14 protein-coding genes are annotated in these 13312 nt (G+C 35.9%); 2 read left to right on the forward strand and 12 right to left on the reverse strand.

Annotated features, from left to right (window positions below; translation table 11 throughout):
- Positions 1-4: 4 nt before the first annotated feature.
- Together CQZ94_RS22440 and CQZ94_RS22445 are read right to left on the reverse strand one after the other, a co-directional pair.
- The gene (locus tag CQZ94_RS22440; protein WP_001058532.1) at positions 5-115 is read right to left on the reverse strand and encodes a DUF3948 family protein; all 111 of its coding nucleotides are present in this window, start codon (positions 113-115) and stop codon (positions 5-7) included.
- A gap of 43 nt (positions 116-158) precedes the next feature.
- Positions 159-278, reverse strand: a complete 120-nt coding sequence (locus tag CQZ94_RS22445; protein WP_002009865.1) for a DUF3948 family protein — start codon at positions 276-278, stop codon at positions 159-161.
- Positions 279-741: 463 nt separating this feature from the next.
- Here CQZ94_RS22445 and CQZ94_RS22450 point away from each other — a divergent pair, with 463 nt between their 5' ends.
- Positions 742-1614, forward strand: a complete 873-nt coding sequence (locus CQZ94_RS22450; RefSeq protein WP_142395906.1) for a Cof-type HAD-IIB family hydrolase — start codon at positions 742-744, stop codon at positions 1612-1614.
- Positions 1615-1653: 39 nt separating this feature from the next.
- Here the strand turns inward: CQZ94_RS22450 and CQZ94_RS22455 are convergent, their stop codons facing one another.
- From CQZ94_RS22455 to CQZ94_RS22475, 5 genes are all read right to left on the reverse strand, one after another.
- Positions 1654-2619 (reverse strand): ABC transporter ATP-binding protein, encoded by a 966-nt coding sequence (locus tag CQZ94_RS22455; RefSeq protein ID WP_105587147.1) that lies wholly within the window; start codon positions 2617-2619, stop codon positions 1654-1656.
- Entirely contained in the window at positions 2616-3596 is a 981-nt protein-coding gene (locus CQZ94_RS22460; RefSeq protein ID WP_105587148.1) for an ABC transporter ATP-binding protein, read from the reverse strand. The genes CQZ94_RS22455 and CQZ94_RS22460 overlap by 4 nt, the downstream gene beginning before the upstream one ends.
- Before the next feature lie 10 nt (positions 3597-3606).
- Positions 3607-4530, reverse strand: coding sequence for an oligopeptide ABC transporter permease (gene opp4C / locus CQZ94_RS22465; protein WP_002063509.1), 924 nt, complete (start codon positions 4528-4530; stop codon positions 3607-3609).
- Positions 4531-4542: 12 nt separating this feature from the next.
- Positions 4543-5499, reverse strand: a complete 957-nt coding sequence (locus CQZ94_RS22470) for an ABC transporter permease (protein WP_105587149.1) — start codon at positions 5497-5499, stop codon at positions 4543-4545.
- A gap of 104 nt (positions 5500-5603) precedes the next feature.
- Positions 5604-7331 carry an ABC transporter substrate-binding protein gene (locus CQZ94_RS22475; protein WP_105587150.1) on the reverse strand — a complete coding sequence of 576 codons (1728 nt, stop codon included), beginning with the start codon at positions 7329-7331 and terminating at the stop codon, positions 5604-5606.
- A 351-nt stretch (positions 7332-7682) separates the two neighbouring features.
- On the opposite strand from CQZ94_RS22475, the gene CQZ94_RS22480 reads away from it, so the two are divergent.
- Positions 7683-7880 carry a hypothetical protein gene (locus tag CQZ94_RS22480; protein WP_105587151.1) on the forward strand — a complete coding sequence of 66 codons (198 nt, stop codon included), beginning with the start codon at positions 7683-7685 and terminating at the stop codon, positions 7878-7880.
- A 15-nt stretch (positions 7881-7895) separates the two neighbouring features.
- Here CQZ94_RS22480 and CQZ94_RS22485 read toward each other — a convergent pair whose 3' ends face one another.
- The 5 genes from CQZ94_RS22485 to CQZ94_RS22505 form a co-directional block, all read right to left on the reverse strand.
- Positions 7896-9041: an ABC transporter permease gene (locus CQZ94_RS22485; protein WP_105587152.1), complete on the reverse strand. Its 1146-nt coding sequence runs from the start codon at positions 9039-9041 to the stop codon at positions 7896-7898.
- Positions 9042-9052: 11 nt separating this feature from the next.
- Complete coding sequence (locus CQZ94_RS22490) at positions 9053-10249, reverse strand: ABC transporter permease (RefSeq protein WP_105587153.1); 1197 nt, start codon at positions 10247-10249, stop codon at positions 9053-9055.
- A gap of 15 nt (positions 10250-10264) precedes the next feature.
- Positions 10265-11197 carry an ABC transporter ATP-binding protein gene (locus CQZ94_RS22495; protein WP_105587154.1) on the reverse strand — a complete coding sequence of 311 codons (933 nt, stop codon included), beginning with the start codon at positions 11195-11197 and terminating at the stop codon, positions 10265-10267.
- Between the two features lie 138 nt (positions 11198-11335).
- Positions 11336-11992 carry a response regulator gene (locus CQZ94_RS22500; protein ID WP_105587155.1) on the reverse strand — a complete coding sequence of 219 codons (657 nt, stop codon included), beginning with the start codon at positions 11990-11992 and terminating at the stop codon, positions 11336-11338.
- Positions 11989-13182, reverse strand: a complete 1194-nt coding sequence (locus CQZ94_RS22505; protein WP_105587156.1) for a sensor histidine kinase — start codon at positions 13180-13182, stop codon at positions 11989-11991. Before CQZ94_RS22505 ends, CQZ94_RS22500 begins: the two co-directional genes overlap by 4 nt.
- Positions 13183-13312: the final 130 nt, after the last annotated feature.

Genomic DNA, 13312 nt, shown 5'->3' on the forward strand with positions numbered 1-13312 from the left:
TCTATTATACTAATACGCTTGAAAGAAATACGATTAATGCTGTTAATACTACTGCTCCGCTTGCTGATCCTAAGAAGTCACCTTTTGTTACGTTTAATACTTGCTCGTTGTTCATAATTTTCATTCTCCCTTCTCTTATTTTTGTTACAAAACTTCTATTATACTAATACGCTTGAAAGAAATACGATTAATGCTGTTAATACTACTGCTCCGCTTGCTGATCCTAAGAAGTCACCTTTTGTTACGTTTAATACTTGCTCATTGTTCATATCATTCATTCTCCTTTTTTATAAGTTATCTATATGTAATTTCCAAGAAATGATTATTTCATAGTTTTCACGTTAACGTTACATTGAAATTAATTACGTAACGTTTGTAACATTAATGTAACATAACTATTATTACGTTGCAATATAATTACGTAAATTTTATTACACTTTTTTTACGTTTTTTTAAATAAACACTCAAAAACCTTGTTTTAATGCATTTTCTACTACAATCATGTTTGTAACAATAGTGTAATATTACGGTCATAAAGCGAAATGTAATATTATTCATCTCTATTTTGTTACAAAACAAAGTGGAACTTTAATCAGTGAGGGTTCCATTCCCTATGATTATTCCCCCCACCAATCGAGCTTTTACTGGCAATTAATGCGGGATAAAATACTATCTTTCCAAGATAAGTTTATATGTTTCCTCTATATAACTATGTATAATGGAAACAAAGAGGTGGTCATTTTGAAATTAATCGCACTAGATATGGATGGTACACTACTATCATCTAATCTTGAAATCTCCAAAGAAAACTTACAAGCTATCCAAACCGCAAAAGAAGCTGGTCATATTGTAATGATTTGTTCTGGCCGTGCAAAAGAGGATGCTTTGAAATTATTGGAAGAATATCAACTATCTCTTCCAGTTGGAGCAAGCAATGGGGCAATTGTTTATGTGGACGGAAAAGTAATTAACTCGCGTTGTTTACAAAATGATAAGGTATACAAGCTTGCAAAATTACTAGAATCTGAAGGTTTCCCATATAAGTTGTACACAAATAAAGGGGTTTATTCTCCTTATACATGGCAAGGTCAAGTCATGCAGGCATTCGAAGAAAACAAACATACACTAGATGTTACACTTGAGGAACTTGAAAGAATTACAGAAAAACAAAAGAAATCTAACTTAATTACTGATTTCCAAAAAATCGAAGATGTCGTAAATAATCCAGAATTAGAAATATCTAAATTCTTCATTTTAACATTTGATGCTGCTCATCGTTCACAGCTATTACAAACTTTACAAGAAGATACGGACATTTCAGTTACGGCATCAGCTCCTACTAATGTAGAAATTATGGATAAGCATGGCCATAAAGGCAATGGTTTGCAAGAAATGGCAGCTTATTTCAATATACCAATTGAAGATACTGTTGCAATCGGCGATAACTTTAATGACGTGCCAATGTTACAAGTTGCTGGCTTATCAGTTGCAATGGGAAATGCCGAAGAAGATGTAAAAAAACTATGTGACGTTGTAACATTAACAAACAATGAACATGGTGTTGCTCATGCAATCGAGCAATTTGTATTGAAACAACCTTCATCTAGTAAATAAAAAAAAGGACTCTTTCACTTTTTGAAAGAGTCCTTTTTTTTACACATGGTGACAAGCAACAAAATGATCTTCACCCACATTACGGAATTCTGGTACATTCGTTTTACAAATATCTGTAGCAAAGGGGCAGCGTGTATGAAACCGGCAACCTGACGGCGGATTTGCCGGACTTGGAATATCCCCTTCTAAAATAATCCGTTCTCGCTTAACCGTTGGATCCGGTATTGGCACTGCTGATAATAATGCTTTTGTATATGGATGAAGTGGATTCGCAAATAACTCATCACGTGGTGCTGTTTCCACAATAGTTCCTAAATACATAATTCCAATTTTCGTACATAAATGCTCCACAACACTTAAATCATGTGAAATAAATAAATAGGATAATCCCTTTTTCTCCTGTAATTCACTAAATAAATTAATGATTTGCGCTTGAATAGATACATCTAATGCCGCAACAGGCTCATCAGCCACAATAAATTCTGGATCTAATACCATTGCTCTTGCAATAACGATACGCTGACGTTGCCCTCCGGAAAACTCATGAGGGTACCGGTCAATATGATACGGAGCTAAACCACATAACTCCAGTACCTCTATCACTTTTTCGCGGACATTTTCTTTCGTTGCTAGTCCGTGAGCCAACATCGGTTCCCCAAGTGCTTCTCCAATTCTCATTCTTGGATTTAATGAGCTAAATGGATCTTGAAAGACGAGCTGCATATTAGGACGATGCTTTCTCAGCTCCTCTTTTGATAAAGCATGAACATCTTGACCTTTAAATTTCACTTCACCTTCTGTTTTTTGAACGAGACGGAGAATTGTTTTCCCTATCGTCGTTTTCCCACTTCCAGACTCTCCTACAAGGCCAAACACTTCTCCTTTATCAATTGTAAAGCTTACCCCATCTACCGCTTTCACATGTCCAATCGTTCTACTAAATACGCCGCCCTTAATCGGAAAATACGTTTTTAAGTTCGTCACTTCTAATAATGGTTCACTCATTGCCCAGCACGCTCCTCATATAACCAACAAGCTACTTTATGATCCTCATCATGCACATTAAAATTTGGCGCTTCATTTTTGCATATTTCCATGCAATGCTCACAACGACCGCTAAAGTAACAAAACTCATCTAAGCCAACTAAATTCGGAACTTGCCCTGGAATAGAATAAAGTTTATCTGTTCGTTTCCCCATTACTGGTTTTGATTTTAGCAACCCTTTCGTATATGGATGTTTAGGATTTTGAAATAGCTCTACTACTGGAGCTTCTTCAATGACTTTACCACCATACATAACAACAACGTAATCGGCCATTTCCGCTACAACACCTAGATCATGTGTAATTAATAAGATAGACGTTTTAAATTCCTCTTTTACTTGTCTTAATAAGTCTAATATTTGCGCTTGAATCGTAACATCCAGAGCTGTTGTCGGTTCATCTGCAATTAATAACTTTGGATTACAACTAAGTGCAACAGCAATCATAATACGTTGTAACATGCCACCGCTTAGTTCGTGCGGATAAGAATGGACAATTTCATCAGCACGAGCAATACCGACTTTACGAATTAATTCAATTGCTTTTTTGTATGCTTCGTTTTTGCTAAGTAGTTCATGCTCTCTTAACGGCTCAACAATTTGCTCTCCAACAGTGAAGACTGGATTAAGCGATGTCATCGGTTCCTGGAAAATCATCGCGATATCATTTCCTCTTAAACTACGAAGTTCTTTCTCTTTCATTCCTAAAAGGCTTTTTCCTTCATAAAGAATATCGCCACCAACGATACCGCCAGATTCAGCAATAAGTCCCATAATAGATAAGGCCGTTACACTTTTCCCGCAACCTGATTCGCCTACTACACAAACTGTTTCACCTTCCCGAACTGAAAAGCTAACATGATTGACAGCCTTTACTGTACCTTCTTCCGTCTGAAAGTGTGTTTGTAAATCCTTTAGCTCTACTACTGCTTTACTCATGCTTCCTCACCTACCGCTTCATCTTTGGATCTAATGCATCACGAAGTGCATCGCCCAGTAAATTAATTGATACAACTGTTATAAAGATTGCAAAACCGGGCGGGATCCATAACCACGGACGCTTTTGGAAATCGATTAATGAATTTGCTGCACTAATCATATTTCCCCACGATGGTGTAGGTGGAACGACACCAAGACCTAGATAGCTTAGTGCAGACTCTCCTAATATAGAACCCGCAACACCTAATGTTGATACAACAATTAATATTGGTAAAACATTTGGGATTAAATGATATACAATTTTGCGGTAATCTTTTATTCCTAACACATCAGCAGCCTGCATAAACGATTGTTCTCGAAGCGATAAAATTTGCCCCCGTACGAGACGGGCAAGTCCTGGCCATCCTACTAAACTTAAAATAATCATAATGACATAAAGACGATAATCAGATGGTACTTTCCATTCTGATAAAATAGCACCCATTATAATAAGTAACGGTAATCCTGGCATCGACATTAAAATATCGGCAAGGCGCATTATAATATTGTCGACGATACCACGGTAAAAACCTGCAATAGCTCCTAATAAAGCTCCTAGTATAACTGATAAAACCATTGAAGCTAAGCCAATTGTTAATGAAATCCGCCCCGCTTGCATAAGCCTTGTTAAAATATCCCTTCCTAATTGATCTGTACCAAGCCAATGAGAAAAACTAGGTGGTTTGTTAATTAGCGCAACTTGTATTTTTCCGGATGCATACGGTGAAAAGAATGGACCGATAAAACAAAATAAAAACATAAAAACTAATGCATAAAACCCTATAAGTGCCATCTTATTTTTCTTTATCCTTTTAAAAGCTTGCCTCCACGGTGATGATTCATTCCGTCTTTTCTTTTTTGCTTTTTTCTCTGTAATTGCTGTAACAGTTTCCATCTCTTTCCCCCCTTACTTCAACCGAATACGTGGATCAACAACTGCATATACAACATCCGCTAAAAAGTTTGAAAAAATTGTTAAACAAGAAAGAAACATCGTAAATGCCATTAATACTGTATAATCACGGAAATTAAGCGCTTCTAATTGAATATTGCCGATACCTGGCCAGTTGAAAATTTGTTCAATAATAATTGCCCCTGAAAACAATCCTGGTAACTCAAATGCAAGCAATGTAATAGCCGGTAAAATTGCATTTTTTAATGCATGTTTATAAATAACAGTCTTCTCCTTTAAACCTTTTGCTCTAGCCGTTCGAATATAATCTTGCCGTATAACTTCTAACATACTCGTTCTAAAATAGCGAGTTAATGAGCCTACTCCAAGGAGAGTTAAAATAAACACCGGTAAAACCATATGCTTTGAAACTTCTATTACGTAAGCAAGTCCAGTCGAATTACTACCAACATCAATCATCCCGCCTATCGGTAATAACTTTAAATCAACCGCGAACACTTTAATTAAAAACAAACCGATAAAGAATGAAGGAAATGACATCGCTGCAAAAACACCAATTGTTACAAGCTTATCGAATAAGGAATGTTGCTTTGTCGCTGAAAATACACCGATAATAAGTGCAATTAGCCAAATAAAAAACAATGCAATAACCGCAACAATAAATGAATTCCATATGAATTTATTTAACAATGATGTTACAGGTTCTTGATATTGAAGAGAAAAACCAAAATCCCCCTGCAATGCATTACCTAGCCAGTGGAAATATCGCTCAACAATTGGTTTATTTAAACCATATAGCTCTCTAAGCTCCGCAGCTCTTTGTGGTGTAATCTTTGGATTTGAATCAATATAGTCACCTGGAAGAAGCGCGAACAAAAAAAAGATAATAACTGACGCACCCAACAATGTAGGAATCATTTGTAACAGCCTACGAATGATATATGTTTTCACCCTTTTTCTCTCCAATCTTATGCTTAAAATAGAAGAACATTTTTTCAAAGCGGCACTATTAATTGCCGGATGAAAAAATGCCTTCTACTTATACATTCTTATCGTTATTTTTCAAATGATAATACTGGTAAGTTTGCACTAATACTATTGTATTTTTCAGGGTCAATTCCTTTTATATTCCCGTTATAACCAGTAATTGTTCTACGGTAGTTTAATAGGATTACTGGTGGGTCATCACTTAATTCTTTATACAATTCTTTATAAATCGGTTTACGTTTTTCAATATCAACTGTCTCAATACCTTTTTTAATTAACTCATCTACTTTCGCATTTTTATAACCAAGGCTCTTTTCATTGACACCAGATAAATATTCACCAGCTGTTTCACTTGGATCAGTTGTAATCGGTGTCGAAACAGAAGCTAAATCATAGTCACCTTTGTTTACCTTCGAAAGCATAGTATTAAAGTCCATAAATTCAGGATTAAATTCTACTCCTATCTCTTTATAATTCTCTTTCGCAATTGGAATTAATAGATCACTATCTTTAGCCGAACTTGGGCCAAAATAAGAAAGCTTTAATTTTTGACCATCTTTTTCACGAATTCCATCCGAACCAACTTTCCATCCTGCCGCATCTAATAATTTTTTCGCTTTTTCTTTATCGTATTCATATTTATTAACCCCTTCTTCCGTATAAGCCCAAGAAGTTGGATGGATTGGTACGTTAGCTACTGTACCGTATCCTTTTAATGCTGTATCAACATACTTTTTACGATCTAATCCGTAAATAAGTGCTTGGCGAACCTTTTTATCCTTTAAGTACGGCTTATTATTATTCATATAAATATAATTAAATGATGCCGCTGTTTCGATTTGAATGTTCGCGAATTGTAAACCTTTCGCCTGTTCAAGAATTTCATCACCAGTACCTAGGCCAGTATAGTCAACTTCGCCTGTTTGGAACAATTGTAGTTTCGTATCACCAGCAGTAATTTTATAAATGAAGTTTGGAATTTTCGGTTTTCCTGCATAATAATTTTCGTTTGCTACAAAACGAACTTCTTGACCTGGAATATACTTTTCAAATTTATATGGACCCGCAGCTATCGGTTTTCCATATAACTCTTTTAAATAATCTAAACTTGTATTTTGTTTATAGTCTTTTCCATAATACGCTTTTGATAGCACCGGTCCACCTAAAGCAGTTAGTGTTTGAGAATTAACTTTTTCAGTCGTAATTTTAATTGTCTGTGGATCAACAACTTGAATTCCTTCAATAGAAGTTGCTTTTCCTTCTTTATATTCTTTACCACCTTTAACAGCATATTGAGAGATGTCTATCTCACCTTCATATGCCTTATCATGTAAAAGTGTCAATGTGAACGCTACATCATCTGCTGTTAATGGTGAACCATCGCTAAATTTTAAATCTTTACGTAAATGGAATGTATATGTTAACTGATCAGAAGAAACATCCCATTTCTCAGCTAATTCTGGAGTTGGCTTTCCTTGTTTATCTGTCGATACAAGAGACGCAAAAATAACAGAGGTTACATTTCCATCCCAACCATTTTGTTGGAAGTATGGTAAAAAGACACCACCCGGTTTACTAATCCCAACAACTAACGTGTCTTTTCGATTTTTTGCTTTATCAGGTACTTTCGTCTTATCTGTAGCAGCAATCTTTTCGATTTTTATATTTTTTAAATCTTGCTGTTTAACTGGTTCTGTAGAAGCCGTATCTTCCTGTCCCCCGCAAGCAGATAACACAAACGAACTACTCAGTAATACTGAAAATACACCAGCCCATTTTTTTGTCTTTTTCTTCATTGTCCCCACCCTAACTTTTTTTAATAATTACACTTTATGAACTGCTTGCCTTATGTATGCCTCCCACAGTAACATTTTATAGCCAATCGGAAAAGTCGGTTTTAAATGTAAAAAAATAGATGTTTTTTTGAGGGGTAACAATCTTATTCCGACTTTTCCGGTAGACTTTATGGTTATTAGCTTATATCTTTCAGTATATTTTGTCAATTATTTCTATATAAATATTTTGAGAGTTTTTTCAAAATTATTTATCAATCTTTAATTTAGGTAAACTTAGCAAAAAATTCATTCTATTATCTAATAGCCCAGCATAGAATATTAACAAGTAATTACCAAAAAGGGGGCGAAAATATGGACAACCTATTCCAATATGTCCTGCACTATGTACTATTAACAATCATAATAGTCGGGGCGTTATTACTATTCCCGTTCTTCCCAAAGTTCGTCCTCTTTTTAGCTTTTTTTATTATGCTCGGGATCGCTATTATAATTTCAATGAGGGAAGATACCACACAAAAAGAAAGCAGAGTTCAGCGCGTAAAGCTGTAACTCTGCTTTCTTTTTTCAGTCGTAACGTATTCTTGTTAAACCAATTACGAAAAATACTCCTGCAAATAAAATGAGTATACCAATATATCCTCCTATATCTGCTAATGTACCTCCCCTTACAATTAACTCCGTAAAGCCACGCATCGCCCACGTTTGCGGAACAAAATTTGCCGCCGCTTGCATCCATGAAGGCTCAATTTCGATTGGCCAATAAAGACCACTAATCATACACGTTGAAATTACAACGATATTCCCTAATGCTGACTGCTGTTCTGTTGTTTTCACGATACTTGCCAATAATAAAGCTAGACCAATAACCGCTAATAACAATACTGAAACGAGTGTAATAACCCCTAATAAATTTCCCCACTGCACATCAAATAATGAATGCGTTAATATCATTAAAATACCAAATTGAATCCACCCTATTAAAAAGAAGGAAAGGATATATCCTGCTAGTATTTGAACTTTTGAAACTGGTGCCCCTAATAAACGAGACCAAACACCAAGTTGTCTAGCTTTCAAAATAGTTCCCGTCGCACTTAACATGACAATCATGACGAATAGAATTGAAAAACCCGTAGTTCGCCCTGTAACGTTATTTAACTTTTGATCATCGTGTAAAATCGATTCTTTTTGAATCGAAACAGGATCTATTTTTGTATAAATTGTTTCATACATCGTTTCCCACGAAGTGTTACTTTTCTTCTCAAAATCTCTTGCTGCACTAACTTCTATCTCCATCTTTTTTAATGCACTTGCTAATACTTGCTCTACAGAAGTTCCACCCGTAAAATCAGCACTGGCTTGAAATTGAATATTTTCTACTTTTCCATCTAGCATACTCTTTTGAAAATCTTTCGGAATGATGATTATACCAGATGATTTCTTGCCTTCAATCCTCTGTGTCCCTTCCCTATACGTTACCTTTTCTATAGAAATTAAATCACTTTTCTTTATTTCCTCATAATACTTGCCAGATAATACAGAACCATCTTTATCTACTAAACTAACATTTACTTTCTCATTCCCACTTCCACCTAAAAGTCCACCGAAAATGAGTGTGAAAATAATAGGCATTCCAAACATGAGTATATAACTTTGTGGCTTAATTAAAATTTGTTTTAATTCTAGCCAACAAAGTGCCCAAACCTTCTTCATCATTTCCCCTCCTATCTCGTACGTAAACGTAACGTTCCAATCATAACGGAGATAATTCCTGCACTACATAAACTTAAAATGACAGGGAATAGCACATCCCAAGATGTCCCCGACATAATATTTAAGAAGCTAGTAAGTGCCCATTTATTCGGAGCAATATTCGCAACTGTTTGAAGTGTATCGGGAAATACGTAAATCGGTAACATTGATCCCCCTAATATAGCTAGTATTTGAATACCGATTCCCCCCATTAAATCTGCCGTTTTTTCCTCACGAATAAAGGCTGCAATTAGCATAGATAAACCAGAAACACAAATTGCATAAGAAATTCCCAACACTACTATTTGAGACACGTCTTCGCCCCATTCCACATGAAACATAAAGTGTGTAGCAACTATAAATATTCCAAATTGTATACAGGCAAATAGTAATGTACCTAAAAACTTCCCGAATAAAATTGAAAATGAGCTCGTCGGTGTACTGAACAAACGTGCCAACGTTTCAGTTCGTTGCTCTGTTACAACTGACTTTGCACCTACTGTTATGTTATATAGTAAAAACATGACTAACATTGCTGCTGCATAATATTGCATCGCTGCAACTGTTTTTTTACCTATCGTTCCTTTTTGGATGTTATCCACACTTGCAGTTGCTATCGTCTGTAGGCTTCCACTTACTTCTTTTGCAACTTGTGCTACATCACCCTGCTGAGATTTCGCTAATTCTGTTACAACACTCTTAGTAGATACTGCGACTGTTTGAACACGTTCTGAAAAAGAGCGGATCATTGATTCGGCAATTTTCGCTTGTATATCTTTTGATGGGTCTATAAGCACCTTTGGTTCTTTTAATTTTCCATCTTGTATTTGTTCGCTCCATTTATTTGGGATGACAATTCCTACATCGATTTTCTTTTCCTTTAACATATCTTCAAGCTCTTCCTGAGAATTAACTACCTTTACTTTCACATCATCTTTTATTTCTTTAGATTGCAATACATCTTTTTGAAAGACATCTGCAAACTCATCCGTCCCCCCTTGATAATAGCCAATTACTGTTTTCGGTAGTCCACCACTATCAAATACATTACTTAACGCTGAACCTAAAATCGCTGTTAATAAAAGCGGCATAATTAACATCATCATAAATCCGCGGCGATCAATTAAACGGATTTTTAAATCTTTCCATGCAATAATGAAACTTTTCATCTCGCACTAACCTCCTTAATCACGCAGTGAACGTCCTGTTAATTGTAAAAAGAGTACTTCTAAATTCGGTTCTTGTACTTCCAGCTTTAAAATTTGCGCGTTGTTCTCAACAACTACGGAAACAACTGTACCAATTGCCTCGCCACCATTTAATCCAATGTCAATCGTGCTATTATCTTCGTCAAAAATAATCCGTTCAACAACAGGTAGTGCTTTCAACTTTTGTAGCAGTTCCGTACTATAGCGATTTAATTGCAATTTCACTATAAATCCATCTGTCAGACGATTACATAACTCTCTTTTCGTTCCTAATGCAATTACCTTTCCATGATCAACGATGGCAATTCGCTCACATAAATACTCAACTTCTTCCATGTAATGACTCGTATAAATGACCGTCATACCTTTTTCATTTAACTTTTTAACAGTCTCTAAAATATGATTTCTCGATTGCGGATCAATCCCGACTGTCGGTTCATCCATAATTAATAACTCTGGTTCGTGCATAAGTGCTGCACCAATATTAATACGCCTTTTCATTCCACCTGAAAATGTTTCAATTTTATCTTTTCCCCGATCCTGTAAACCGACGTAAGCTAACACTTCCTCTGCTCGCTCTTTTGCAACTTTTCCATTTAAACCGTACATCTTTCCCCAAAAAATCAAATTTTCCTTTGCTGAAAGTGTCGGATACAGCGCAATGTCTTGCGGGACAATACCGATTTTCTTTTTCGCTTCTAATGGATACTCTTTTACAGATTTCCCACCAACTTTTATATCACCACTATCGTATGGAATTAACCCGCAAATCATTGATATCGTCGTTGATTTCCCCGCTCCGTTTGGTCCAAGCAATCCAAATGTTTCACCTTTTTTCACTTCAAAAGAAACATTCTTTACGATTTCCTTCTTGCCAAATGATTTCGTAATATGATCTATGACTAACATATTGATTCAGCCCCTTTGCATTCATCTATACTTTCATTGTAGAAAAATTTCTTCTTCTCTCCATCACCCTTGAGATAGAAATACAAAATAAAAAAGCAGCAAATTCCGCTGCTTTTTCACACTTATATATGCCAAAAGTCATGTGTATGTCGTAACACCATATCTTACTGCGTATATTGCTGCTTGTGTTCGATCTCTCAGTTCTAGCTTACTAATCAAATTAGAAACGTGATTCTTTACAGTTCCCTCTGTAATGAATAGCTTTTTGGCAATCTCTTTATTATTTAAACCAAGCCCAATTTCCCTTAAAACATCTACTTCACGCTCAGTTAATTGTTCTAGTTGTTCTGGCGTGGGGCACTCTACTGCTACTTTTGTCTTTTTTAATTCCTTTACAATTTGCGCTGTTATACCTTGAGGAAGCACAGCACCTCCACCGTGTACCGTTAAAATGGCTTGAACGATTGCATCCGTCTCCATGTCCTTCAATAAATATCCGCTCGCTCCTTGCTCTAATGCTTCAAAAATAAGCTCACTATCACTAAAAGTCGTTAACATAAGAACCTTTATATGAGGAAACTTTTCTCTAACTAAACGAGTTCCTTCAACACCATTCATACGAGGCATACGGATATCCATCAAAATAAGTTCAGGCTGTAATTGTTTCACCTTTTGTACGACTTCATCCCCATCACTAGCCGTCCCCACCACTTCCAGTTCCGGACGTAAATTTAATATCATTGCCAATCCATCACGAATCAGTGATTGATCATCAACAATCATAATTCGAATCATAACGCTCCCCCTATTATCCATGTTTTTTCTCGCAGTGGGAATTCAATTTTCAGGCGAAAACCTTTTTCTATTTCACTCTCAAATTGAATGCTTCCACCATGCTCCTCTACACGTTCTTTCATATTAAGCAACCCAAACCCAGGGCTTACTTCATTGACTCCCATACCATTATCCGAAATACATAGCTGAACTTGTTCCACTGAACAAACCAAACTTACTTCACATAAACTAGCTTTCCCGTGACGTTTTGCATTCGTTAAAGACTCTTGCATAATACGAAGCAACGTAGGCTGTAGTGACAACGGAATCACAACCGGATCCCCTTGTAATTGAAAAGATACTTGTACTTTCGTCGCTTTAGAATATCCATGTAACATTTCACGCATATTCTCTATTATGTTCCCTAGTTTACTTTCTTCTTTTAAGGCATGCACAGAAGCTCTCACTTCTTGAAGTGATTTTCTAGCTAACCCATGACATGTATGTAAAACCTCTTCCGTAGCGTCCGATTTTTGTTTCCATAAAGCCTCAGCTAGTTGTAACTGAACAAGTAAAGCTGTCATATTATGACCAACTGTATCATGAATTTCTCGGGCAATATCGTTTCTCTCTCGAACCGCAGTTAATTCTTCTACCTCTTTTGCATATAGCCGTAATTGTTCATGTGCTTCTTTTAAAGCTGTATGGGATAAAGCTAATTTCTCATATTGCTCATCTACCATTTGCCGAGCAGCCGTAAGTTTTTTTATTAAACTTCCAGCTAAAGCACTGAAAACGATGAACATAAAGTTAATTGCATTACTCTCCAATTCCAGACTCCCTGTATGTTGGTACGTATGCATTATATTTATAAACCAACAAAGAAAGAAAAAAGCGATAAAAAAACAAGTCATACTTTTACGCCAATCATGAATAAATAATCCTACCGCATCAATTCCAAATATAATTAAATACAAACATGTCTCGGGAAATAAAAACCCTAATAATGCTGTGACAATACCGTTTGCGAGCAAGGTATAAAAAATGAGTTTCCTACTCTCTTTTGCTTTTACAAGCAGAATATGATTCACAATATAAATGAATAGTGCAATGCCGACAAAAATTTGTAAATTTGCTGTTTCACGTGAAACATGATTTGCGTAAACGAAACAGATCATAACGATTGTAGCAATCCGTGCGTATCCTAACATAAAATTCTCCTCACGTTTCCGTAGCATAAAGCTCATTTTCTTATCATGATAACAAGAAAATTATACCAATTTTTACCCCTTCGTTACACAAAAAAGAGCAAGCCCTCCCTCAAAATATGAGAAAACAACT

It is taken from the genome of Bacillus sp. MYb209 (assembly GCF_002975175.1).
In the GTDB taxonomy this organism is placed as follows: domain Bacteria; phylum Bacillota; class Bacilli; order Bacillales; family Bacillaceae_G; genus Bacillus_A.

What these genes read in the sequence shown, in the direction of transcription:
- CQZ94_RS22445 (WP_002009865.1), bottom strand. Translation starts at nt 278, where the DNA reads ATGAATGATATGAACAATGAGCAAGTATTAAACGTAACAAAAGGTGAC.
- CQZ94_RS22490 (WP_105587153.1), bottom strand. Translation starts at nt 10,249, where the DNA reads ATGAAAAGTTTCATTATTGCATGGAAAGATTTAAAAATCCGTTTAATT.
- CQZ94_RS22485 (WP_105587152.1), bottom strand. Translation starts at nt 9,041, where the DNA reads ATGAAGAAGGTTTGGGCACTTTGTTGGCTAGAATTAAAACAAATTTTA.
- opp4C (WP_002063509.1), bottom strand. Translation starts at nt 4,530, where the DNA reads ATGGAAACTGTTACAGCAATTACAGAGAAAAAAGCAAAAAAGAAAAGA.
- CQZ94_RS22455 (WP_105587147.1), bottom strand. Translation starts at nt 2,619, where the DNA reads ATGAGTGAACCATTATTAGAAGTGACGAACTTAAAAACGTATTTTCCG.
- CQZ94_RS22440 (WP_001058532.1), bottom strand. Translation starts at nt 115, where the DNA reads ATGAACAACGAGCAAGTATTAAACGTAACAAAAGGTGACTTCTTAGGA.
- CQZ94_RS22505 (WP_105587156.1), bottom strand. Translation starts at nt 13,182, where the DNA reads ATGTTAGGATACGCACGGATTGCTACAATCGTTATGATCTGTTTCGTT.
- CQZ94_RS22475 (WP_105587150.1), bottom strand. Translation starts at nt 7,331, where the DNA reads ATGAAGAAAAAGACAAAAAAATGGGCTGGTGTATTTTCAGTATTACTG.
- CQZ94_RS22460 (WP_105587148.1), bottom strand. Translation starts at nt 3,596, where the DNA reads ATGAGTAAAGCAGTAGTAGAGCTAAAGGATTTACAAACACACTTTCAG.
- CQZ94_RS22495 (WP_105587154.1), bottom strand. Translation starts at nt 11,197, where the DNA reads ATGTTAGTCATAGATCATATTACGAAATCATTTGGCAAGAAGGAAATC.
- CQZ94_RS22480 (WP_105587151.1), top strand. Translation starts at nt 7,683, where the DNA reads ATGGACAACCTATTCCAATATGTCCTGCACTATGTACTATTAACAATC.
- CQZ94_RS22500 (WP_105587155.1), bottom strand. Translation starts at nt 11,992, where the DNA reads ATGATTCGAATTATGATTGTTGATGATCAATCACTGATTCGTGATGGA.